At 36.3% G+C, this 22,834-nt stretch carries 18 protein-coding genes and 1 pseudogene; 5 read left to right on the top strand and 14 right to left on the bottom strand.

Annotated features, from left to right (window positions below):
• Window positions 1–97 precede the first annotated feature (97 nt).
• The 5 genes from CGC58_RS09325 to folE all read left to right on the top strand — a co-directional run bounded on the left by CGC58_RS09325 (window position 98) and on the right by folE (window position 8,246).
• Window positions 98–3,448 (top strand): SusC/RagA family TonB-linked outer membrane protein, encoded by a 3,351-nt coding sequence (locus CGC58_RS09325; protein ID WP_095896465.1) that lies wholly within the window; start codon window positions 98–100, stop codon window positions 3,446–3,448.
• Between the two features lie 7 nt (window positions 3,449–3,455).
• A complete protein-coding gene (locus CGC58_RS09320) occupies window positions 3,456–5,030 on the top strand; it encodes a RagB/SusD family nutrient uptake outer membrane protein (protein ID WP_232748823.1) in 1,575 nt (524 codons plus the stop codon).
• A gap of 225 nt (window positions 5,031–5,255) precedes the next feature.
• A complete protein-coding gene (locus CGC58_RS09315) occupies window positions 5,256–6,266 on the top strand; it encodes a 3-oxoacyl-ACP synthase III family protein (protein ID WP_095896463.1) in 1,011 nt (336 codons plus the stop codon).
• 42 nt (window positions 6,267–6,308) lie between these two features.
• Window positions 6,309–7,478: a dicarboxylate/amino acid:cation symporter gene (locus tag CGC58_RS09310; RefSeq protein ID WP_095896462.1), complete on the top strand. Its 1,170-nt coding sequence runs from the start codon at window positions 6,309–6,311 to the stop codon at window positions 7,476–7,478.
• Between the two features lie 93 nt (window positions 7,479–7,571).
• The gene (gene folE, locus CGC58_RS09305) at window positions 7,572–8,246 is read left to right on the top strand and encodes a GTP cyclohydrolase I FolE (protein ID WP_095896461.1); all 675 of its coding nucleotides are present in this window, start codon (window positions 7,572–7,574) and stop codon (window positions 8,244–8,246) included.
• A 67-nt stretch (window positions 8,247–8,313) separates the two neighbouring features.
• On the opposite strand, the gene pyrF is transcribed toward folE, so the two are convergent.
• From pyrF to CGC58_RS09240, 14 genes and pseudogenes are all read right to left on the bottom strand, one after another.
• The gene (pyrF, locus tag CGC58_RS09300; protein WP_095896460.1) at window positions 8,314–9,126 is read right to left on the bottom strand and encodes an orotidine-5'-phosphate decarboxylase; all 813 of its coding nucleotides are present in this window, start codon (window positions 9,124–9,126) and stop codon (window positions 8,314–8,316) included.
• Window positions 9,127–9,314: 188 nt separating this feature from the next.
• Window positions 9,315–9,614 carry a hypothetical protein gene (locus CGC58_RS09295; protein ID WP_157909245.1) on the bottom strand — a complete coding sequence of 100 codons (300 nt, stop codon included), beginning with the start codon at window positions 9,612–9,614 and terminating at the stop codon, window positions 9,315–9,317.
• Between the two features lie 62 nt (window positions 9,615–9,676).
• Window positions 9,677–10,240 carry an SMI1/KNR4 family protein gene (locus tag CGC58_RS09290; protein WP_095896458.1) on the bottom strand — a complete coding sequence of 188 codons (564 nt, stop codon included), beginning with the start codon at window positions 10,238–10,240 and terminating at the stop codon, window positions 9,677–9,679.
• A gap of 42 nt (window positions 10,241–10,282) precedes the next feature.
• Window positions 10,283–10,723 carry a DMP19 family protein gene (locus CGC58_RS09285; protein WP_095896457.1) on the bottom strand — a complete coding sequence of 147 codons (441 nt, stop codon included), beginning with the start codon at window positions 10,721–10,723 and terminating at the stop codon, window positions 10,283–10,285.
• Window positions 10,724–10,741: 18 nt separating this feature from the next.
• Entirely contained in the window at window positions 10,742–11,395 is a 654-nt protein-coding gene (locus tag CGC58_RS09280) for a hypothetical protein (protein ID WP_095896456.1), read from the bottom strand.
• A gap of 67 nt (window positions 11,396–11,462) precedes the next feature.
• A complete protein-coding gene (locus CGC58_RS09275; protein ID WP_095896455.1) occupies window positions 11,463–12,521 on the bottom strand; it encodes an ankyrin repeat domain-containing protein in 1,059 nt (352 codons plus the stop codon).
• 191 nt (window positions 12,522–12,712) lie between these two features.
• Window positions 12,713–13,759: a hypothetical protein gene (locus tag CGC58_RS09270; RefSeq protein ID WP_095896454.1), complete on the bottom strand. Its 1,047-nt coding sequence runs from the start codon at window positions 13,757–13,759 to the stop codon at window positions 12,713–12,715.
• Between the two features lie 73 nt (window positions 13,760–13,832).
• Entirely contained in the window at window positions 13,833–14,654 is an 822-nt protein-coding gene (locus CGC58_RS09265; protein WP_095896453.1) for a DNA-methyltransferase, read from the bottom strand.
• On the bottom strand, window positions 14,654–15,349 hold the full coding sequence (locus CGC58_RS09260; protein ID WP_095896452.1) for a MutH/Sau3AI family endonuclease: 696 nt from the start codon (window positions 15,347–15,349) through the stop codon (window positions 14,654–14,656). Before CGC58_RS09260 ends, CGC58_RS09265 begins: the two co-directional genes overlap by 1 nt.
• 7 nt (window positions 15,350–15,356) lie before the next feature.
• Window positions 15,357–16,349 carry a DNA adenine methylase gene (locus tag CGC58_RS09255; protein ID WP_232748822.1) on the bottom strand — a complete coding sequence of 331 codons (993 nt, stop codon included), beginning with the start codon at window positions 16,347–16,349 and terminating at the stop codon, window positions 15,357–15,359.
• Between the two features lie 92 nt (window positions 16,350–16,441).
• Complete coding sequence (gene prfA / locus CGC58_RS09250) at window positions 16,442–17,515, bottom strand: peptide chain release factor 1 (protein WP_095896451.1); 1,074 nt, start codon at window positions 17,513–17,515, stop codon at window positions 16,442–16,444.
• A 255-nt stretch (window positions 17,516–17,770) separates the two neighbouring features.
• A pseudogene (locus CGC58_RS12715) lies at window positions 17,771–17,953 on the bottom strand (DUF5018-related domain-containing protein); the annotation flags it as partial.
• A gap of 21 nt (window positions 17,954–17,974) precedes the next feature.
• Complete coding sequence (locus CGC58_RS09245; protein ID WP_095896450.1) at window positions 17,975–19,600, bottom strand: RagB/SusD family nutrient uptake outer membrane protein; 1,626 nt, start codon at window positions 19,598–19,600, stop codon at window positions 17,975–17,977.
• Between the two features lie 13 nt (window positions 19,601–19,613).
• A complete protein-coding gene (locus CGC58_RS09240; RefSeq protein WP_232748821.1) occupies window positions 19,614–22,679 on the bottom strand; it encodes a SusC/RagA family TonB-linked outer membrane protein in 3,066 nt (1,021 codons plus the stop codon).
• Window positions 22,680–22,834: the final 155 nt, after the last annotated feature.

Here is a 22,834-nt window from a genome sequence, read left to right as displayed (position 1 = left end):
AGTTTCCTAAATCACAAGGAAAAACAAAAAAATATATCTTTTGAGAAAGTATTTTACAATAAATCTGGATAAAAAATAATTTTAAAATAATAAAAATATGTTTAAACAGGTAGTAATGATGTTTGTGCTGATGCTTTCAGCTTTATCGCTTTCGGCACAAGTAAAAGTAACAGGACAAGTTACTGATGAAAGTAAAAGTCCATTACCCGGAGCGAGTATTGTGGTCAAGGGGACCTCAAAAGGAGTCGTTTCTGACCTTGATGGGAATTATGAAATTCAAGCAGAGGAGGGAGATGTACTAGAATTCTCTTACGTTGGATTTCAAACTCAAGCCAGAATCATAGCAAAAAATGCATCCATATTGGGGGGGGGTAAATTGCTTATAATCAATGTTTTATTAAAAGAAGAAGCGAGTACACTCTCGGAAGTAGTGGTTACGGGGTATGGCGGAACTCGAGAAAAAGCAAAACTGACCAATTCCATTGCCACGGTTAAAAAAGACCTTTTGGAGAAAGGCTCGTTTTCAAATCCTGCTCAAGCCCTTTCAGGAGCAGTTTCGGGGGTTCGAGTAACACAGTCATCAGGGAAACCTGGTGCTACCCCTTCCATTGTTCTACGTGGGGGAACCAACTTAGACGGATCAGGATCACCCTTGATAGTCATTGATGGGCAAGTGCGAGGGGGACTCAATGACATAAACCCCAACGACATCGAATCAATGGAGGTCTTGAAAGACGCAGGAGCTACTGCCATTTATGGGGCCCGTGCCAATAATGGTGTCATATTGGTAACAACCAAACGAGGAAAAGCGGGAGTGTCTTCACTTAATATCAATGCTAAAACAGGGTATGGATTCCAAAGCTTTTTATACGATTACTTGGATGCCCGAGAGTATTTATACTGGCAACGGAATTCTGTTAACGCGGCTGCAAATATCTATCAAGATTCTAGTGGAGCTTGGAAAGGTTATACTACTACGGCATCTCTTAATACCCCGGGAGGTTACGGAATAGGTAATAAGCACTTTGACGCCAACGGTAATGTGATAAACCCAAATGTGGGGCGTGATGCTGCAAACGCGGCGTTTAGCCCAATGTTTTCTGAAACGCTTACAGCAGCCCAGAGACAACAACTTCTTGCTGAGGGCTGGGAAACAATGATCGACCCCGTAACGGGTAAAGAAATAATCTTCTCTGATTACGATACCAAAAAAACATCTTTCCGACCTTTTTCTCTAACACAAGATTATTCGTTATCAATGTCGGGAGGTAACGAAAAAGGAAAATATTATGCAGGTTTAGGATATTATTTTCAAGAAGGATTTCCCATTGGGAATGAGTATAAACGTTTAAATTTTGTTTTTAATGGCGAATATAGGTTAAAGCCTTGGTTGCTCTCATCAAGTAACTTTTCAATTGCCCGTGCTACTTGGCAAGATAACATAAATCAAACAAGTGATTTGCATTATTACGGACGAGCTTTAACAACACCTCCTACACAAAAACAATATGTGAATGGAGAGGTGGTACTTGGTAGAGGAGGAGGTGATGGAAACCCTCTGGTAAATGCAGGGAAATTTTTTCGTGATAATGTAACCAACAAATTTAATTTTGGACAAACATTCAAAGTTGATTTGTATAAGGGTTTGTCTTTGACATTAAACGGACACATAATGTTTGATGAAGGAATTTATGAATCTTTCAATAAAGATTATTTAGCTGCACCTAATGTTGTAAACCAAGACCGATCAACTTCAGCAAGTTTTAGCAGGACTTTGCGTCAGACATATAATAGTATTTTGAATTACAAAACTACTTTGGGCAAACACACTCTTGACGCAATGGCATTGTATGAATTTTACGACAACTACAATAGAGGATTTAGTGCATCAGGACGCGAGGCACCTACCGATGATTTTAGAGATTTGGGATTAACCTCAACGGCCGAAGGCAAACGGGGAATTGATTCTCACCATTCACGCATTCGTATCAAGTCTTATGCAGGTCGTTTAAATTATGACTACGATGCTAAATATTTAGCCTCATTTACAATACGTAAAGATGGATATTCAAGTTTACTGGGAGATAATCGTTGGGGGGTATTTCCTGGTGTCTCAGCAGGATGGGTCTTTACCAAGGAAAATTTTCTACAAAATATAACGGACATTCTCTCATTCGGTAAGATAAGAGGAAGTTTCGGTCTTAACGGAAATGCTTCGGGAATAGGGGCTTACACTTTACAAGGGAGTTATTCAACCACCAAATATAAAACGGAAGTCGGCTACCTTATAGGAAATCTTCCAAATCCAGGGTTACAGTGGGAAAAATCACGTACCTTTGAAGGTGGTTTAGATCTCGGTTTTCTAAATAACCGATACACTTTGAACACTACTTACTATAACCGCTTGACTTTGGATAAGTACGCAACGCTTCCACTTCCAATCTCATCAGGAATTTCGGGGATTAATTCCAACACCGGAAAATTCCGAAATACTGGAGTGGAAATTGAAGGAACGTTTAATTTTATCAAAAATGATAATTGGGATTGGACAGTTACAGCTAATGCCACTTACAACGTTAATACCGTTGTGAAATTGATGGATAACGGGTTAGACCGTAACCGTCAAAATGCCTTTGAAGTATATGACGGTACCACAGGTAAAAAAATGTGGGTAGGTGGTTATCAAGAAGGGCAAACACCAGGTGATATTTACGTTTTCATAGCCGAAGGCATTTTCAGAGATGAGGCTCACGTACGTGAAATAGCCAACAACCGAATAGATGAAACGACCAATAGAAAACTTTACGGACCTGAAGAGTGGGCAAAACTCACAGATGCCGAAAAAGCCAAAGGTCTGCCTATCCAGCCTGGTGATGTTATTTGGAAAGACATTAACGGTGATGGAAAAATAGATCAGTTTGATAAGGAGAAAGTAGGAAATTCAACTCCGAAATGGACAGGGGGATTAACTTCTACTCTTAAATACAAGGGGGTTTCATTATATGTTCGTATGGACTATGCTCTGGGACATAAGCAGTATTTAGCCGCAGGGAACGGTTCTCTTCCTTGGCTTTTGGGAAATATGCAAGGAACATTCAACACAACAACTGACGTTAGAGATACGTGGACACCCGAAAATCCTAATGCCAGATATCCGCGTTATCTGTGGGCAGACCAAAACGGAAAATCAAACTATAACAGAGTTTCTTCAATGTTTACCTATAATGCAAGTTATTTGGCTTTCCGTGAGGTATCATTATCTTACAGATTTGACAAAGAAATGGCTCAGAAATTGTATTTAAGTGATTTAGATATTTCCCTTACAGGTCAAAATTTAGGCTATTGGACAAATGCAAAAACATATACCCCCGAAACAGGTGGTTTCACCTATGGATTAGGATATTCCTTGCCTAAAACAATTATTCTGGGAATTAATTTAACTTTTTAAAATTGAAATGATGAAAAATATTAGATATTACATAGGAGTGTTCTTGTTGTTTATTGGAACAGCCTGTTCTGATTTGGATTTATCACCAGAAGATTACTACGGAAGTAATAATTTTTGGAAAACAGAAGCACAAGCAAAAGGATTTATGATTGGTTTACATTCAAATTTTCGAGGGAATGCTTTCACATACTTTATGCTTGGAGAACTCAGGGGAGGATTATTAAAATCAGGAACCAGTAGCTTGGGTACAAGTCTGAATTACGAAAATACGATTCTTCAAAATTTTACTAAGGATAATTTTGATGGAGCTTTTCATAATTGGGCAGGATTTTATGGTAGAATTTTAAACATAAATTTAGCTATAGACCAATTAAATCAGGCAAATTATCTTTCAGAAAACCAAAAGAATTTTTATTTGGGGCAGGCTTATGGACTTAGGGCTTGGTATTACTTTTGGTTGTACAGAACTTATGGTGGTGTTCCCATAAAAACGAAACCAGAAGTAGCCAAAGGATCGGTTACGGCAGAGCAGTTATATACAGCCAGAGCCACTGCGAAAGAAACATTGGATTTTATCAAAGAAGATATCAAAAAATCAGAAGATTACTTCGGGAATTCAACTGTGGACACCAAATCTCAATGGACACGTTATGCAACATTAATGCTTAAAGCAGAAATATATCTTTGGTCTGCCAAAGTAACTACCGGTAATCAAACTCCTACCGATGTATCGGGAGATTTGGAGAAAGCAGAAGAAGCTCTAAACACAGTTAAAAGTAGTGGAAAATACAGTTTATTACCTGACTTTAATAATGTTTTTAGGTATGGTAATAAGGAAAACGCAGAGATTATCTTTACAATCCCATTCTTAGAAACAGAAGCTACCAATAGTTCCTCTTTATTTTTATACAGTACCGATGGCTTATTTAACGGGAAATATAAAGCAGATGGAACACAATACGAAAACGACCCTTTAAAAATAGTCAGTGCGGGAGGAGTTCTAAGAATTGAGTATAAATATGCTTTCTTTGAGAAATTTGATATGGAAGATACTCGAAGAAATGTTACTTTTTTTGATTTTTACTCCGATTCAAGCAAGGGGAATCCAGCAGTAGTTATGCCTAAATTCATCGGAATGATTAACTCTTCCAATGTACGTCGTTATGCTGATGATATCCCTATTTATCGTTATGCTGATGTATTATTAATGCTTGCAGAAATTAAAAATAAAAAGAATCAAGACCCTTCCGAAGAGATTAACGAAATCCGTAAAAGAGCTTACGGAAGCAATTATGTTGCATCAACTCACGGATACACAAATGGCTCGTTTGCTGAAAATGAGCTGGCAATTCTTTTAGAAAGAGACAAGGAATTTGTGTGTGAAAACAAACGTTGGTTTGATGTTCGCCGTATGCAAGATGCTTCCGGAGAGCCATTGGTGTTCTCCCAAAATATAAACTATGGTAGTACGACACCAATTCTCAACCAAAGCGAAAAATATAGGCTTCTAATGCCAATAAATTCGGCTACACTTAATGGAGATCCCAAACTTGAGCAAACAGAGGGATATCCAAAAAAATAATCACCGCACAAAAAAGCTGTCCTTTTCGGACAGCTTTTTTGATTTATAATAAATCTTTCCAATCTCCTTCAAAAATTTCAACAAAAGTTGAATACTATTTTGTTTTTTTAATCAATGTTTATAATTTTACAACCAGATTGCGAAATACACTCAATCGTATCACTATCTAAAAGTATAAAACTCATAAGTTTTGGGTAAATTTATGATTAAAAAAATTTAATAATTATGACATACCGTTCAAAAATCAAAGGATTGGGGTTTTATGTCCCTGACAATATTGTAACTAATGATGATTTATCAAAATTAATGGACACAAGTGATGCTTGGATTCAAGAACGTACAGGAATTCAAGAACGCAGACATATCATCAAAGGAAAAGACACTACAACCAGTATGGGAGTCAAGGCAAGTTTGAAAGCCATTGAAAATGCAGGAATTGACAAAAATGATATTGATTTTATCATCTTCGCCACCTTAAGTCCTGATTACTACTTTCCCGGTTGCGGAGTGTTGGTTCAAAAGGAATTAGGATTAAAAACTGTGGGAGCCTTGGATATCCGGAATCAATGTTCGGGGTTTGTTTATGCACTTTCCATAGCTGACCAATACATCAAAACAGGAATGTATAAAAATATTTTAATTATCGGCTCCGAAACACACTCTCCAGGGCTGGATTTTTCCACACGAGGGCGTAACGTTTCTGTTATCTTTGGAGACGGAGCGGGTGCTGCCATCGTATCACGGGAAACAAATCCTGAAAAAGGAATTTTATCCACTCATTTGCATAGCGAAGGACTTCACGCAGAAGAATTGGCTCTTATCGCTCCCGGAATCGGAAAACGCTGGGTTACAGACATTGTAACTGAAAATAATCCTGATGACGTAAGCTATTTCCCTTATATGAATGGGCAACACGTTTTCAAAAATGCTGTTGTTCGCTTCTCTGAAGTTATTCAAGAAGGACTCAATGCCAACGGACTAACTCAAAAAGATATTGATATGTTAATTCCACATCAGGCAAATTTGCGTATTTCACAATTCATTCAACAAAAATTCGGGTTAACGAATGACCAAGTTTATAACAATATTATGAAATACGGAAATACAACAGCAGCTTCCATTCCTATTGCACTGACAGAAGCTCATCAGTTAGGAAAAATCAAAGACGGAGATTTGGTAATTTTAGCTGCCTTCGGTAGTGGATTTACGTGGGCAAGTGCCATAATCCGATGGTAATTCATCAGAAAAAATATATAAAAATCTAAAAAATATTGTGTTATGAAGCTTTTTAACAATTTACTTTTCAGGGTTTTCTTGGCTATTGTAGTCGGGATTGTTGTAGGACTTTATGCTCCTCTTTGGCTGAACCGCACTTTTGTTACTTTCAACAAGTTGTTTGGAAGTTTTCTCGGTTTTTCAATTCCATTAATTATTATGGGACTTGTAATGCCAGCCATTGCCGAGCTTGGCAAAAATGCAGGAAAACTACTGTTTGTAACTGTTGTAATTGCATATTCATTCACTATTTTTTCTGGTTTTTCCACTTATTTCGTTGGGAGTGCCTTGTTTCCTGCGGCGATTGGCGAACAAACATCGGTTACCTCAACTCAAGCGGCTGAACGTTCGTTAGAAGCTTTTTTTACCATCAATATCCCTCCGATACTTGATGTTATGAGTGCCTTAGTGCTTGCTTTTATGATAGGAGTTGGTTTATCACTGAAAAGTAATTCAACTTTGGGAGAGGTATTAAAAGATTTTAAAGATATTATCACTCTTGTCATTGGAAAAGTTATTATTCCGCTTTTGCCTTTTTACATTATGAGTATTTTCTCGGAGATTGCTTACGGCGGAAAGGTTGTTTCAGTGATAAGTGTTTTCTTCAAAATTATCGGAATTATTTTCGTAATGCACATTGCTTTGCTCATTTTGCAATTTATTTTAGCCGGATTAATCTCAGGAAAAAGCCCGATGAGGTCGCTTCTTAAGATGATGCTCGCTTATGCGACCGCTCTCGGAACGCAATCCTCAGCCGCGACAATTCCCGTTACTTTGAGGCAAGTTATCAAGATGGGTGTTCCTGAGCGTATTGCCGGTTTTGTAGTTCCTCTTTGTGCTACGATTCATCTTTCGGGAAGTACAATGAAAATCACAGCTTGTGCGATGGCTTTAATGCTGATGAGCGGACAAACTATTGATTTTGAATCCTTTTCAGGGCTGATTTTGATGCTCGGAATAATGATGGTTGCCGCACCTGGTGTTCCTGGGGGAGCGATAATGGCTGCTCTCGGGATTTTGCAAACAATGTTGGGATTTGACGCTCAGCAACAGGCTCTTATGATTGCTCTTTATATTGCAATGGATAGTTTCGGGACTGCTTGTAATGTAACCGGAGACGGAGCTGTGGCTCTTATCGTAAATAAAATCAGTACATTATCTAAGAAAGAATAAAAAAGGAAAGATAAAAATAAGGTTTTTTCCAAATTAAAAGAGTATCTTTGCAAACTTTTTAAAACGAATTTTTTAAGAATTAATATTAAAGAAATGACAGATAAACATATTTCAGAAGAAGATATTTTGGGCGATAACCACGTATGTACTTCTGCAAAAACTCCCTTGCGTGCCGATGCTTTCGACAAAACAGACGCTGAAAAAATCAGTATAATTGAAGAAAACATAAGGCAAATTATGCACACTTTGGGCTTAGACCTAACCGACGACAGCTTAAGAGGAACTCCAAAACGAGTTGCCAAAATGTTCGTTAAAGAAATTTTTGGAGGATTGCACCCTGACCGTCGTCCGTCGGCTTCTACCTTTGATAACAACTACCAATACGGAGAGATGCTGGTTGAAAAAAATATCGTGGTTTACTCCACTTGCGAGCATCATCTTTTGCCTATTGTGGGAAGAGCTCACGTGGGATATATTTCTAACGGAAAGGTTATCGGACTCTCGAAAATGAATCGCATTGTTGAATATTACGCAAAACGCCCGCAAGTGCAAGAACGTTTGACTTTACAGATTGTTCAAGAGATGCAACGAGCTTTAGGAACGGAAGATGTAGCTTGTGTGATTGATGCTAAACATTTGTGCGTTAATTCACGAGGAATTAAGGATATTGAAAGCAGCACTGTAACTGCCGAATTCGGAGGAAAATTCAAAAATCCGGAAGTTCGTAAAGAATTTTTAGAATATATCAAGCTGGATACAAAATATTAAGCATCAAATTAATTTAATATTAAAAAGCAACGGATTATTTCTTTTAAATCCGTTGCTTTTTTATTTTTTATCGCACCCATTTTTCCATTTGTTGTTGTAGCTTTTGAGCTTCCTCGCGAGCTTTTTCGGCAAAATCTTTACCATTGGAAGCATAAATAATGCCTCGGGAGGAATTTATCAGTAAGCCATTGTCTGTATTGAGTCCGTACTCGCAAACTTCATCCAAACTACCGCCTTGAGCTCCCACACCCGGAACTAACAAAAAGTGGTTCGGGACAATTTTACGGATTTCTTTCAGGTACTCGGCTTTGGTTGCTCCTACTACATACATTAGGTTTTGGCTATTTTTCCAAGTTAAGGAAGTTCGTAATACTTTTTTGTAAAGCTCTTCATCGTTTACCATTTTCGTTTGAAAATCAAAAGCTCCTTCATTAGAAGTCAGTGCTAAAAGTATAGTAATTTTATCTTCAAAAGCTAAAAAAGGCTCTACCGAATCCCTTCCCATATACGGAGCAACCGTAACGCTGTCAAACTGTAAATCATTGAAGAAAGCCTGAGCGTACATTGCCGACGTATTACCGATATCACCGCGTTTCGCATCGGCGATGGTGAATATATCAGGATGATTTTCATTGATATACGCAATGGTTTTTGCCAGCGATTGCCAACCTTTCACGCCATAAGCCTCATAAAATGCCGTATTGGGTTTGTAAGCCACCGTATAAGGATGCGTTGCGTCAATAATGGCTTTGTTGAACTCAAAAATAGGGTCTTCGGTTTGTAACAAATGGGCAGGAACTTTTGTCAAATCTGTATCGAGTCCTACACATAAAAGCGATTTCTTTTTCCGAATTTGTTCTATTAGTTTTTGTAATGTCATATACTAATATTTTTTGTTTTTATTGTGTTATAATGCTGTAATTAAGATGATTTCTTCTTTAAGAGAGGAAAAAAATTATCATTTAAGCCTTCAAAGATACGTGTTTTTCTGCTATTTTGAATTAGCGATTTTTGTTTGTTTTATTTTTAATTATTTTTTGTTTTTGTATGGACGTTGTATTAAATAAATTAGTTTTTAAAAAAAAGATATAAGAAGCAATACAATAATAAAAATGATAATATGGAGAGACAACCAATTAAAATAGCTTCCTTTTGCCGTTCTTTTATTAGTTTATGTCTTATATCTGACTTTATTTTTTCTAATTCTTCTTTAGAAATCGATTTCGATTTATCAATCAAAGGAGAATCATTTTCTAATTTGTATAAACTTTTAGTCTTTTTATCTTTTTTGGAACGATATTTTTCACGCAAAGCATTGTTTGCGTTTGTTCTTTTTATCATATCTAATATATGTCCGCCAAAACTCATAATTACCAGCTGTTTTTTCTATTCTTTAGTTCATTTGTCTATTGAAGAGATATGAAACACTTTTACACGAACCATTCTACATTAATTACATCATCTTCAAGGTTGTAACTTTTCTCTTGTAGGGACTGTAATACTTTTTCGGAGAACTCATAAAACGAATTTGCAATCACCACTTCATCACTTTCCATATCAATACCCGACCAAAGTTGTATAATTTGCCCATAAACACCATTGCAAGCAGGATTTAAGTCAATGAAAATCCGTTGTGTGCCGTTGAAATTAGCAAAAGGTATCCACCCCTTGTTCCAAATGCTGGGCTGAATTTTATTTGGAGTTAACCAATCGATAACTTCCTCATCTTCAAATGCCATTTCATAATCCGAAATAATTTCATCAACGGAAAGTAATGCATTATAGCCAACAAAAAGCGTTTCATACCATTGATGATTTTGTCCGTTAAACGTACGAAGATAATTTTTAAAATCCTCAGGCAATTTTTGTTCTATAATTGCTTCTAACTGATGTATTTTCTCTTCTTCGGCAGGTGGATTGAAACTTTTTCCTACTTTCGGATTCATTTTTTCAAGTTCCTCACGTATTTTTTGCCAGATTATTTGTATTCCCATAATATGAATTTGTTGTTTTTCGATTAAATGCCGCTTATGTGTTTACTTTTCCATACAACATAATTCTTCCCTATGTTTTTCCGCATACTTACGATACAAATCGCCCATAAAACCATCGGGATAGTATGAAAATTCGCTGTCAAGTTCAGCCATCAACTTTTCCGAATACTCATCAGAAGTCTCAAAAAACCAAGAACCATCGGCAGGAAGTAGTTTAACTGCCTTAGTTACAATCTCCGCTGATTTTAAAGCTCCTATCTCTCGCAATGCTTCAATGACTTCGTCGTTATATTCAGAATATTCCTCTTGTAAAAAGCCCAAAATACCATCTGCCTGACCAAAATTTTCTAACAATATGCACAAAAATATTTTTTTCTGTACAGAATTTAGTAAATTAGGATTATGATTGCATTTTTCTGCGAGAATTTCGTATAACGCAATGGTAAAATCGTCATTGTCTTCAAGTAAAAATAAATCCTCCATAGTTTTTCTATTTTTGTTTTACCAAAACTTTTGAGGTAAAGCCAAATGATTGATTATATGTTTCTTTTGTAATTCTTTCAATGCTGAAATATCCTCCAACTTTCGGGCGTATGTAATCTCAAACTTCTCTAAACGAGTCATATTTTCAATCCCTGACAGCCTTTGAATCGAAGGACGCACCAATAATAAATCCGTTAGAAGAGTTAAATCCTTTAATTCTGTTAAATCTTCCTTATTGTACGACCAAATATGTAAACGATTAAGATTTATAGCCTTGCCAAGCCCCAAAATACAGGGATAGAAATCAAAACGCAAATCGACCAAGTTAGGAATCTGCGAAACATCGATTTGTAGCTTTTTACTTACTTTTTTTACATTCAGAATGGTTAATTTTTGTAACGTGTATAGCACCTCTACTCCTACAACCTCATCAATTTTAAAATTATCTTCAATGATAAGTTCCGGTAAATCAGGATAATTTTTCAGGGGAGACAAATCTAAAATAACCTTTTCACCAGTTGCTTCAAACTGACCAAAAAAACCTGCAAAATCCGCAGTAATTCGAAGTCCGCAATGATAATTTTTCGCCATTTTGATGCCTTTGGATAAATACTCCGGAAGTACCTCCACGCAATTGATATCCTTATTATAATAATATATTAGCTTTTCCATTCTTTTTTATTCTTAAAATGTTTCTTCTTTGCTGATACAAATGTCAAATTTCTACTTCACTTCCGCCTTATCTTTTATACTCTACTTTTTCTAAAATGATAGGTTTTGGATTCTGCGTTACCCACAAAACAGCCAATTTTGCTAATTCAAATGAGTTTTCTCCGTCATCATCACCTTCATAAAGAAGTGTTTTTAGTTCTTTAGCTTTTTCCATTGAGGTTTCTTGCAGAGGATTTCCTTTTTGGAAATAATCTATCATTGATGAAAGCATTTTTTTGAAATGTTTATCCCAATTGCCAGCTCCATTTCGCAATATTTCATCACGAATTTTTCCTGAAATACGAATAACTTCACCTTGAATCGTTTTTGAACTACCCGAACTCGGTACCAGAAAATCCCAAAGATATTCAAACTGCTTTTCAAAATCATTATCGGGAACAATTATTGGCGAAGTCCCATCGTGCTGAATGCGTTTTGCTACAGGCTGAACATCAAATAACTTATAAAGTTCCTCTAATCCGTTTTCTGTTTCTTCCAAAAACTCAGGATTGAATCGTTCACGATGAAACTCAAAATTTTTACCAATGCGAACGACTTGTTCTTTGGTAAATTTGGTAATTTTTTCACCCGATTTGAGCAATAATGCTGCACTTTTCGCTACTTTTGGAATATCTGCATTCTGACATCGGCTTAGCATTTCTTGTAAAGGCGTGAAACCTCTATCATTTTTAGCGAAAATGTCTGCTTCTCGCTCTACTAACAACTTTGTTACTTCAAATCTACCCGATGCAGCGTGCAAAACTCCATTTTTATAGGTGTCAGAAGTGTGAATGTTTGCTCCTAAAGCTAGTAAAGTACTCACTATTTCAACATTATTTACAGAAGAATGATACCATAAAGCTGTTCTTCCATAAGAATCTGTTGCTTCAATATTTGCTCCATTTTCTATCAACCATTGCATCCATTCTACCGGAATGTCATAAAAACAAAGTGCTGGTCTTTTGATATAATCCCTTTCATAAGCGTTAATATCACACTTTTCAAATATTTTTTGAAATGTTTCAAAATCTTTGTCTTCCAATATTTTATAAATATCACTTGGGAGGGTAGCTCTTTTCTTTGCCATCGTATGATTTATTTTTAGATATTCTGATTTGCCTTATGGACAAGTAAATCGCCTGTGTATAAGACTAATTCTCTGTTATTTGAGATAGCATATCTTGCAAATGTTCGTCTTTTTAATCTCTAAAATACAAACTTATTTTTGTATCGTTTCATTTCAAAAACTCAATTGTTCTATTTTTCCCTATTCCTTTCCTACACAATCGGGATGTTTAACTCATTAGCTAAAGCGTAGATAACATCTTTATCTTCTTTCTTTGCAACGATAAAATTACAATCGTCATTTCCGCTGGCAATGTCAAGTAAAGTGTAATCTGATAGATTTTCCAATTTTTCCTGAACAAGCCCCCAATCGTTGCCCACTTCCTTAAAAGTCACTTTGAAAGGCTGACCTATTTTTTCCGAAATATATTTACTCAATTCCTTGGTATCAAACTTCCAATCGTCTTTAAATACATCAAATTTTTCAGTGAACGCCCAATATAACAGATACTCTTTTTCTTGCTGGTCAAGATATTCCAAATCTTCCTCAAACCAAATGCCTTCATCAATTAACCTTTCTGCAAAAGCCTTACGATTTTCATTGATATTCTTCCAATCGGTTTTTAATTCGGAAATCTCATTGTCCGACAGATAGTTATTGTAATTCAGTAAGCGAATCAGTTCATCAAAATTCTCCTCATCGGCTGTGTTTTCCTTTTCAAAAGAGCCTTTGTTTTGCTCTGTTTCAATTTCAATTTCTTTACAAACTTCTTCTGCAAACTTCAGGAGTTCGTCAAAGTGATACTTTTCGGTTTCATCGGCAGTTTCATATTCAAAAGCGTGACTCTTTAGTATCATTTCCTTGTAAGTCATCTGCAAATCCACATCATTACAATGAATATAGACAAACTCGCCTCCGGCTTGCATCATCGAGAACGAAACATAGTAAGTTTTTGCCAATCCGATATTTCTGCGGACTTTAAACAAGTAGTGCATCAGTACATAACCACAACCACATCTGATATCTTCAATATCTTCATCATTAAGTTCTCCAAATCCGAAAATGGAAAAAATTTGGTTCGTCTGTTTAATTTCTTCGGCATAATCATAATCCTCTGGAATATCATCAGGAGCCGAACAGAAAGGATAACACAAGCAATTGACATCGCCTAACCACGAACCGTATTTGCTGTAAATATTTTTTCTATCAATTTCGTTATTATCAAAATATTCGTAGATTTTAAATAGATTGTTTTCCATAGCATTTTTATTTTTTAGCAATTGTAAATAAAATTTTGTTATCTCTACAAGTTGTTAAAATTATCAAATGTTTCTAACCATTTACCATATTAGTCTTACTAATTTTTTGCTTGTAAATGATAACTGTTTTAGGATTTTCTATCTCTTCTCTTCTGTTTTTGCTGAGTTCCAAAAAATCTTTTTCTTTGTCGATACCTATAAAATTTCTTCCGAAAAGATTGGCTGCGATGCCCGTGGTAGAACTTCCCGTAAATGGGTCGAGAATCCACGCATTGGGCTGGGTAGAAGCCAATATCAGTCGCGTTAAAACCGAAAGGGGCTTTTGTGTAGGGTGTTTACCACACGATTTTTCCCAAGGGGCAATGGCAGGGAGTCGCCAAACATCTTTCATTTGCTTGTTACCGTTGAGTTGTTTCATTAGTTCGTAATTGAAATAATGCGGAACTTTTTCGTGTTTCCTCGCCCAAATGATTTGCTCCGTAGAATGGGTAAAGTAGCGACACGAAAAATTGGGTGGCGGATTGGTCTTTTCCCAAGTAATGATATTGAGGATCTTAAAGCCCAATTCCGTGAGGATTTGTCCCACTGAAAAAATATTGTGCATCGTTCCGCTAATCCAAATCGTGGCATCGTCTTTCATTTTTTCTCGTACCAAAGATAGCCATTTTCGGTTGAAATCGTTGATAAATTCAAAGCCTTGTGATTTATCCCACTTACCTTTATTTACGCTTACAATTTGTCCGTTTTGGATAGAAAGTCCGTCATTGGATAAAAAATAAGGTGGATCAGCAAATATCATATCAAACTTACGATTCATTTGAGGCAAAAGTTCCATTGTATCTCCGTGCAGAAGATAAAAATCTTTGTTGTTTGATATGTAGTAAGGGGTGAGCATTATATTTTTGTTGTATCGATATGCGGAACTATTTGGGTGTTTGTATAATTCTTTTTGTAATAAAAGGCTCGTCTTCTGGCTTTTGTTGTACCTCCTTTTCCGTCAGGAGCATTGGTTAGGTCTTGATTATTTTTTCCTTTGGTTTTTGGTTCGATAAATTCTCCCATACTGCACGAGAGTTTATCTGCCCAACCTTTTTGAATGTAACTTTGTATGAGTTCCCAATCGTTTTTAAAAATTTCCATTTTTGAATGATCGGGATGATCTAAAAAATAATCCACAATTTTATAATCATCTTGATTGAGCGAAGTTCCGTTTTCTTTGGCTAAATAAACTACCCAAAAAGTTAAGTTGATTTTCTTGCGAAGTTTAGCAGTTTCCCAAGTTTCATTGGCTACCTCAAAATAGTTTATCATCTGTATTTGTGTGGGTTCTTTTACCTTTATCTCCCCATTTTTATTTTTTTGGAGAGGTAATATTTTTACCTCACAGCCTATTTCTGTTATATCAGCATCCGCAAGATTATTGTTTTGAATTCCTAAAAGATTTTCAATAATGAGTCCCGATGCCCCCTTTTTCATTTTATCTCTTTCTATATGTAATTTGGATTTGATTTGTCCGATGGTTTTCCCCTTCGAATTTTTAATAATTTCAAAAAAGGGAGCCATCACTTCTATTACTTTACTACTAATCATAAGTTTTTTAAATATGGTTGGTAATTAATAATTCAGTCAATAGACCTCTTTTTTTATGATTGGCGTTGATGCTTCGTTTGGCATTTACTCTTTGGATTGAAAATTCAGCATAAAGGTCATCAAAAAAATTATCTTCTGCATTTTTTCCTTTTACATCCGAATTGCTCAAAATCCAAGTATGGTTTAAAGCATCTAATCTATTGCAAAAATCTCTCAAACGAATTTGTTCATCATCATTAAATTCGTCTTTTGCATACGAATTGAAACTCGAAGTTTCACTAAGCGGTTTATAGGGAGGATCGAAATAAAACAACGACTTTTCATCTGCATAAGATAGTGTTTGCTCAAAATCGCCACATAAAATTTCTACTTTCTGCAAAGCCTCACTTACCGCCAAAAGATTTTCTGTATCACAAATGGTTGGCTTTTTGTAGCTTCCCATCGGTACATTAAATTCATTTTTCCTATTGACACGATACAAGCCATTGAAACAAGTTCGGTTTAAGAAAATAAACAATGCCGATTGGCTTGTTCTTTCTTCCTTTCGAGTATTGTACAAAGCTCTTTTGTCGTAATAATATTGTTTTTTCTTGTCGTCGTTTCCGTCTAAATCGTGGTATTCATTTTGCAAAATTTCAAGAATAGAAATGAGTTCTTTGGGATTCGAAGCAATGGTTTTATAAGTATTGATAAGGTCTTGGTTAATATCGTTGATTACCGCCTTTTTCAAATTTGGAAAATTGTTCAACATCCAAAACAAAACCGCTCCGCTCCCTACAAAAGGTTCGATATAGGTAAAATTACCTTGCACAAGTTTTGAAGGTAAATTTCTTTCTATCTCCGAAATCAGTTGCGTTTTTCCTCCTGCCCATTTGAGAAAGGGTTTGGCTGTACTTTTGTTATTAGTAAAAACTCCCAAATCTTCTATTTCGGATTTAGTTTTATCAACTAATACCCATCCTATCGAATTTGTTCCTATGTCCAGTAATATATTTTTCATTCTTAGAAAAAGTGTGAATTAAATATTCTTGTGTTGCTTTATAGCTGTATATAAAAGAAAGACGATGAAATTCATCGTCTTTCCCAATATTATTAAAACATATCGTTTTCCTTGAGTTTTTCGGTGTTTTCGGCAAGTTGTAGCTCGTCGATAAGGCGTTGTACATCGCCGTTCATTACATTCTGTAAATCGTAGAGTGTCAGCCCGATGCGGTGGTCAGTTACACGCCCTTGCGGATAGTTATACGTACGGATTTTGGCACTTCTGTCCCCACTGGAAACCATACTTTTACGTCTGGCTGAATCTTCCTCCATTTTTTTTGCCAATTCCATTTCGTACAAACGCGAACGCAACACTTTCAAGGCTTTATCCAAGTTTTTATGCTGTGATTTTTCGTCTTGGCAACGTACTTCAATCCCTGTGGGAATGTGCTGCAACTGAATGGCGGAATAGGTAGTGTTCACCGACTGTCCTCCGGGTCCTGTTGAGGTAGTTCTGATGATTTTAACATCTGCCATATCCAATTCCACATCAAATTCTTCTGCCTCGGGGAGTACCATAACCGTTGCGGCTGAGGTATGTACGCGTCCTTGTGTTTCAGTTTGCGGAACGCGTTGCACACGATGCACACCGGCTTCAAATTTGAGCGTTCCGTACACGTTGTCGCCCGTAACTTCGAAAATAATTTCTTTATATCCACCCGAAGTTCCTTCATTGAAGTCCATCACCGATGTACTCCAACCCTTTGATTGACAATATTTAGTGTACATTCGATATAAGTCTCCTGCGAAGATTGAAGCCTCGTCGCCTCCCGTTCCCGCACGGATTTCCATCACGGCATTTTTGGCATCTTCAGGGTCTTTAGGGATAAGCATAAAGCGAATTTCCTCCTCCAACTGCGGAAGTTTTTCTTTGGCTTCGTCCAATTGCATTTTTGCCATTTCCACCATTTCGGGGTCGGTTTCATTGGCGATAATGTCCTCGGCTTCGCTAATGTTTGAAGTTACTAAAATGTATTCTTCTCTTTTATCGATAAGTTCTTTAAGTTCCTTGTATTCTTTGTTAAGCTGAATGTAACGTTTTTGGTCGGAAATAACATCGGGTTGGATAATCAAATCCGAAATTTCGTCAAAACGTTGTTTTACAATGTTTAATCTGTCAAGCATTTTTTTGAAATTGAATTTTTTCGTTGAAAATTGGTTGCAAAAATAGTAAAAATGACGTTTAAAATCAATTCTTTAATAATTTTTAATTTATTCGACTTGTTGAAGTTTTGAATAAGTGAAAATTTTTATTAAGCTAACAATTTCATTTCTCATAAAAAACTAATAATCAATAAATTATTGAATAAATATTAAAAAAAGCTGCCTAATATAGGCAGCTTCTACAGTTTGTTTATATGTTATAAAAGCAATTATTTGCTATTTTTTGAAAGAGGTAACTTCGATTGTCCATTCAGCAAAATTACCATTATTAGCTTCTACTCGATATTTATCGGGTTTTGACCAATCAGCAGGAACTCCCAATTCAGGAGCATCACCAATTGGATAAATTTTCGTTGTAGTGGAAATACTGACAACAGACAAATCTTTCAACCATACTTTAGCTCTTTCACTGAGAAAATATTAATATCCTTTTGCTTTTTGAGCATCTTTGAGTTTAGGATTTCTGTCAATTGCAGAAATCGGATAAGGCATACGCATAAATTTATCTTCCCAACGACGTTTCTGAGCTAACTCACCGTGAATACTGTAAATATCTTTCATTACTTGAGATGAAATTCCCCAACGACGGATATCGTTCCAACGATGTCCTTCGCAAGCTAACTCAATTCGGCGTTCATTACGAATAACCTCACGCATTTCCTCTTTTGAAAGTCCTGCGGCTACATCGGGCATTCCCACACGTTCTCTGATCTTATGCAAAGCTTCATAGACCGTAGCGTCAGCACCAGCTACTTCGTTTTGAGCTTCTGCATACATTAGTAAAACCTCAGCATAACGAATAAGTGGAAAATCATTCACTTTTCTGTATATATCCTCCCCATTAGGATCAACCATTTTACGATAGTTATATCCTGTTTTAGAAGTATTACTAGCCTTACCGTTATTCTGCCAAACGAAAGTATCATCTCCTAAATTAGCCTTCCAAATGGCACCAGGGTACAGAATTGTTGCATACAAACGAGTATCACGATTTTTGAATTCATCTAAATACTCAGGCTTGTACTTACCATCATTGTAATTGGCTTTACGTTGTTCTGCTGATGGAGGCGTAAAAGTAGTTCCATCTGACTTCCAATAAGCATTTACCAAATCTACGGTAGGAGTTATTGAACTCCAACCTCCCCCAGCATTACTTGACAATAAGTACAAACTTATATAGTTGAAACTATCCTCTATAAACTCTTGATTAAAAATAACCTCAACATTACCCTTATTTTCGTCCCAAAACAATTTTTCATAACTACGGAGACCGCTATAAAATTTTTGTTTATGTTCGTCGTTTGTAAAATCTATAAATTTAGAATAATCGTCTTGTTCACTACCTAAATCTGACTTTATTTTAAACAAATCATATCCCATACCCATAATGGCTTGAGTTGCTTCTACAACCTGAGGATACTGACCGTAAAATAAATGCACACGGGCTTTTACTGCATAGGCAGCTGCTTGACCCAAACGACTTTTCACAGAAGGGTTCGTTGGCAAGTCAGGAATACTCTGTTCTAACTCACTTATAACAAAGTTAATGACTTCTTTCTCTGAAGTAGGTGCTATTTGTCCTTCTTCCGTTTCGGTAATATATGTTTTAATTAAAGGAACATCACCAAATCGAGACGCCAAATTGAAATAAAACCAAGCTCTAAGAGTGCGAACTTCGGCTTTAGTTTGCTTTTTCAAAGTTTCTGAGATAGGGGCTTTATCAACATTTTCTAAAAAATAGTTAAAACGACGAAGACCTACAAAACCATAACCAAAATCCTCATTATCAGTAATATCTCCTGCAGAAATTACAGTAGCTTTACTTTCCCAAGGATATTGACAGTAACTATTATCGGCATATCCATCTAGATATGCGTTATATACACTGGCAGGAATATGTGCATAACATCCCATCAAAGCTCGAGTAACATCATTTTCTGTTTTCCAGAAACTGTCTGAAAAAATTTTATCTTGAGGTTCTCTATCCAAATCACATCCTACAAAAAGTAGGGCTATAAAAAATGGTATTATATATTTCGTTTTCATACAGTTATTTTTTTTAAAATGATACGTTTACTCCAAAAGTAATATTTTTCATATTAGGATATGTTCCTCTGGCAGAAGGAGCCTCAGGATCAAAATCTTTCATACGTTTATCGGCTCTGAATGTTAATAAGTTTGTTCCTGAAAGGTAAAATCTTACCTTTTGGCATCCCATATACTTACTAACGTCTTGCGGCATTGTATACCCCAAAATAATGCTTTTTATGCGGAAATAATCAGCATCATATAACCAAAAAGAAGAGGCTATGGAATTGTGTGCATTAGCTGATGTTATCAACAATCGAGGATAATTTGCGTTAGGATCAGGATTTTGCGGTGTCCAACGACCTAAGTGATATTCTTTAGCACCAGCCCCATTGAAGAATGCTTGTGATGCCTCACCTGACAAATAAACCATTACATCTCTTACACCTTGTCCTTGTACGGAAAGATCAAAACCTTTGTACGAAACATCAAAACCTAAGCCATACGTAAAGTAAGGAACATCATTCCCTAAAATAGTACGGTCATTGGCATCTAATTTGGCATTCCCGTCAACATCAGCATATTTAATATCTCCGGCAGCGGTATTGGCACTTTGTTTCACGTGATTTTTAACTTCTTCCGCGTCTTTGAACAGTCCAAGAGCCTTATAACCAAAGAAAGAACCAATAGCTTCCCCTTCTTTCAAAATAAAGTTACCATCTATTTGATTGTCCTGTCCGTTCAAGTCCACAACCTTGTTCCAAATTTTAGATACATTAGCAGAAATACCATATTTGAAATCTCCCACTTCTCCCTTATAGGAAACAAGAGCTTCAACACCTTTATTTGAAACCTTTCCAGCATTTTTAGCTGCTCTTTCGTCATAATTCCTATTAGTAACCAATCCTAATTCATAAGGTTGTGGCATTTTCAATAAGATGTTTGATGTTAACTTATCAAAAACGTCTAACTGAACATTTAATGAGTTTTTGAAAAATGAAGCATCAATCCCTAAATTAGTCATTGTAACAGTTTCCCAAGTTAAATTTTTATTAACTTGGATTGAAGGCCAAGCCCCATCAGCTTTGACACCATCAATAATATACGCAGACCCAACCCCAAGGGCATCATAATAGTCGTAATAGCCAACGTTGTCCACATTTCCTAATTTACCCCACGAAGCACGTAATTTTAAGTCGGAAAGCCATTCAATATTTTTCATAAACTCTTCCTGGCTGATACGATACGCTGCAGAAAACGAAGGGAAAACGCCTAATCTATTATCTTTGGGAAATTGTGACGATTGGTCAGCACGTACGTTAGCCTCAAATAAATATTTTCCATCATAATTATACTTGAATCTACCGAAATAAGACAGAAACACTCGTTCTTGTATGGAACCATCATTACCTAAATTCTCAGCCTTTCCAGAACCTGCATTTATTGAGTTTAAAGTATTATTAGGAAAATCTTTTCTTGAAGCACGAAGCCACTCGTACTTATAATCCTCGTACTGTGTTCCTGCCATCAACGAGAAGTTATTATTTTCAACTGAAAAATCATAATTAGCATATACTTGAGAAATAAGATTTTGCACGTGTTCCCAAGTCTTAGTCATTTTATTAACAGTTTGCCCATCTGTACCTTTTAAAGGTTTTTTGGAAATAAAACCTGTAAGTTGCTCTACTTTGTTCTCAAAATCAGTTTCTCTTTTATCAACTGTTCTATACGAAAGTTGCCCGGTTACACTTAGCCCTTTCAGCGGTTTCCAGACTCCATTTAATGAACCATTAAAACGTGTTGTAACATAATTATGCCTTCCATATTCCGCAATTTTTCGAAGTGGGTTATTCTCTGCCAGAACTGTACTTTGGTTACCACCAGTTACGGTTCCCCAACTACCGTCAGTGTGACGTGCCACAGTTAATGGTGTCATTCGGTCTAAGTCGGTAATTGAGAAATTTCCATCTCGTTTATAGTCATCACGAACATATGAAATATTCGTTCCCAAAGTAAATTTATCCGTAAAATCACGCTCGGTATTGGCTCTGAAGCTGTATCTGTCTAACAAACGTCCTTTCACCACGGATTCTTGCTCATAGAATGTTCCGCTGACGAAATAACGTGTTTTTCCTCCTCCGGAAACACTCAAATTATGTTCTTGAATGGGAATATGTTTTCTGAAAACCAATGAATACCAATCATTATTAGGATATAAGTCGGGTGAATCCTGTGCTACGATTCTGTCCATCGCAGCTTGATTGTAAATGGCGTTTTTACCTGCGTTTATGTTAGCTTCATTTAAAAGTGTAGCATAATCGTACGCATTTAATTTTTTAGGAAGAACAGTGGGAGATTGGAAACCATAATATCCGTTGTAAGAAATACTGGCTTTTCCTTCTTTGCCTTTTTTAGTTGTTACCAAGAAAACTCCATAAGCAGCACGTGAACCATAAATAGCAGAAGCAGCAGCATCCTTTAATATACTGATACTTTCAATATCACCTGCGTAAAGACGCTGAAAATCTGCTGCACTTACTGGTACTCCATCAACCACATAGAGAGGAGCCGCTGTACCAAGATTTCCTCTACCTCTGATATTAACACTACCCATATCTCCTCCGATATCGCCCGGACGAGAAATAACAGTCACCCCTGGAGCAACCCCTTGTAATGCATTGGTTAATGACGTGGTTGCTTTTCCTTGAATAGCCTCTGCTTTAACGGTATTAACCGTTCCGGTAAGATTCGCTTTTTTCTGAGTTCCGTAACCTACTACAACTACGTCCTCCAGCTGCTGTGTATCCTCTTTTAGTAAAATATTGATTATCAGTGATTTACCCCCCCCCGCTACTTTTTTAGTTTGGGTTTGAAATCCAATAAATGAAAATTCAAGCACATCTCCTGGATTGGCTTGAATCGTATAGTTCCCGTCAAAATCGGAAACAACTCCGTGCGTAGTTCCTTTTACCAGAACATTGGCTCCTGGCAACGGACCATTAGCTTCATCGGTAATTTTACCAGTTACAGTCACTTGTGCCACCAACGAAAAGGTCGAAAAGAAGCAAACAAGTAACCAAAATAATTGTTTTGACATATTTTAATTGTTTTGAAATTAATGTCACAAAATTACGATTTTTTTTACAGCAACAAAAAAACTTGAGATAATTTTTGTTAATATTTTTACCTTTTCGAAATAATTTATTTCTACCAGTTCCGATAATTTTCTTTTAAAAATTAAAAAATGATTTT

Origin of the sequence: Capnocytophaga stomatis, from assembly GCF_002302635.1 — a bacterium.
GTDB lineage: Bacteria > Bacteroidota > Bacteroidia > Flavobacteriales > Flavobacteriaceae > Capnocytophaga > Capnocytophaga stomatis.
The sequence above is the reverse complement of the archived record's forward strand: the minus strand, read 5'-3'. Positions and strand labels throughout refer to the sequence as shown.

Coding starts and splice junctions, on each gene's coding strand:
- CGC58_RS09325 (WP_095896465.1), top strand. CDS start 98: ATGTTTAAACAGGTAGTAATGATGTTTGTGCTGATGCTTTCAGCTTTA.
- CGC58_RS09320 (WP_232748823.1), top strand. CDS start 3,456: ATGATGAAAAATATTAGATATTACATAGGAGTGTTCTTGTTGTTTATT.
- CGC58_RS09315 (WP_095896463.1), top strand. CDS start 5,256: ATGACATACCGTTCAAAAATCAAAGGATTGGGGTTTTATGTCCCTGAC.
- CGC58_RS09310 (WP_095896462.1), top strand. CDS start 6,309: ATGAAGCTTTTTAACAATTTACTTTTCAGGGTTTTCTTGGCTATTGTA.
- folE (WP_095896461.1), top strand. CDS start 7,572: ATGACAGATAAACATATTTCAGAAGAAGATATTTTGGGCGATAACCAC.
- pyrF (WP_095896460.1), bottom strand. CDS start 9,126: ATGACATTACAAAAACTAATAGAACAAATTCGGAAAAAGAAATCGCTT.
- CGC58_RS09295 (WP_157909245.1), bottom strand. CDS start 9,614: ATGAGTTTTGGCGGACATATATTAGATATGATAAAAAGAACAAACGCA.
- CGC58_RS09290 (WP_095896458.1), bottom strand. CDS start 10,240: ATGGGAATACAAATAATCTGGCAAAAAATACGTGAGGAACTTGAAAAA.
- CGC58_RS09285 (WP_095896457.1), bottom strand. CDS start 10,723: ATGGAGGATTTATTTTTACTTGAAGACAATGACGATTTTACCATTGCG.
- CGC58_RS09280 (WP_095896456.1), bottom strand. CDS start 11,395: ATGGAAAAGCTAATATATTATTATAATAAGGATATCAATTGCGTGGAG.
- CGC58_RS09275 (WP_095896455.1), bottom strand. CDS start 12,521: ATGGCAAAGAAAAGAGCTACCCTCCCAAGTGATATTTATAAAATATTG.
- CGC58_RS09270 (WP_095896454.1), bottom strand. CDS start 13,759: ATGGAAAACAATCTATTTAAAATCTACGAATATTTTGATAATAACGAA.
- CGC58_RS09265 (WP_095896453.1), bottom strand. CDS start 14,654: ATGCTCACCCCTTACTACATATCAAACAACAAAGATTTTTATCTTCTG.
- CGC58_RS09260 (WP_095896452.1), bottom strand. CDS start 15,349: ATGATTAGTAGTAAAGTAATAGAAGTGATGGCTCCCTTTTTTGAAATT.
- CGC58_RS09255 (WP_232748822.1), bottom strand. CDS start 16,349: ATGAAAAATATATTACTGGACATAGGAACAAATTCGATAGGATGGGTA.
- prfA (WP_095896451.1), bottom strand. CDS start 17,515: ATGCTTGACAGATTAAACATTGTAAAACAACGTTTTGACGAAATTTCG.
- CGC58_RS09245 (WP_095896450.1), bottom strand. CDS start 19,600: ATGAAAACGAAATATATAATACCATTTTTTATAGCCCTACTTTTTGTA.
- CGC58_RS09240 (WP_232748821.1), bottom strand. CDS start 22,679: ATGTCAAAACAATTATTTTGGTTACTTGTTTGCTTCTTTTCGACCTTT.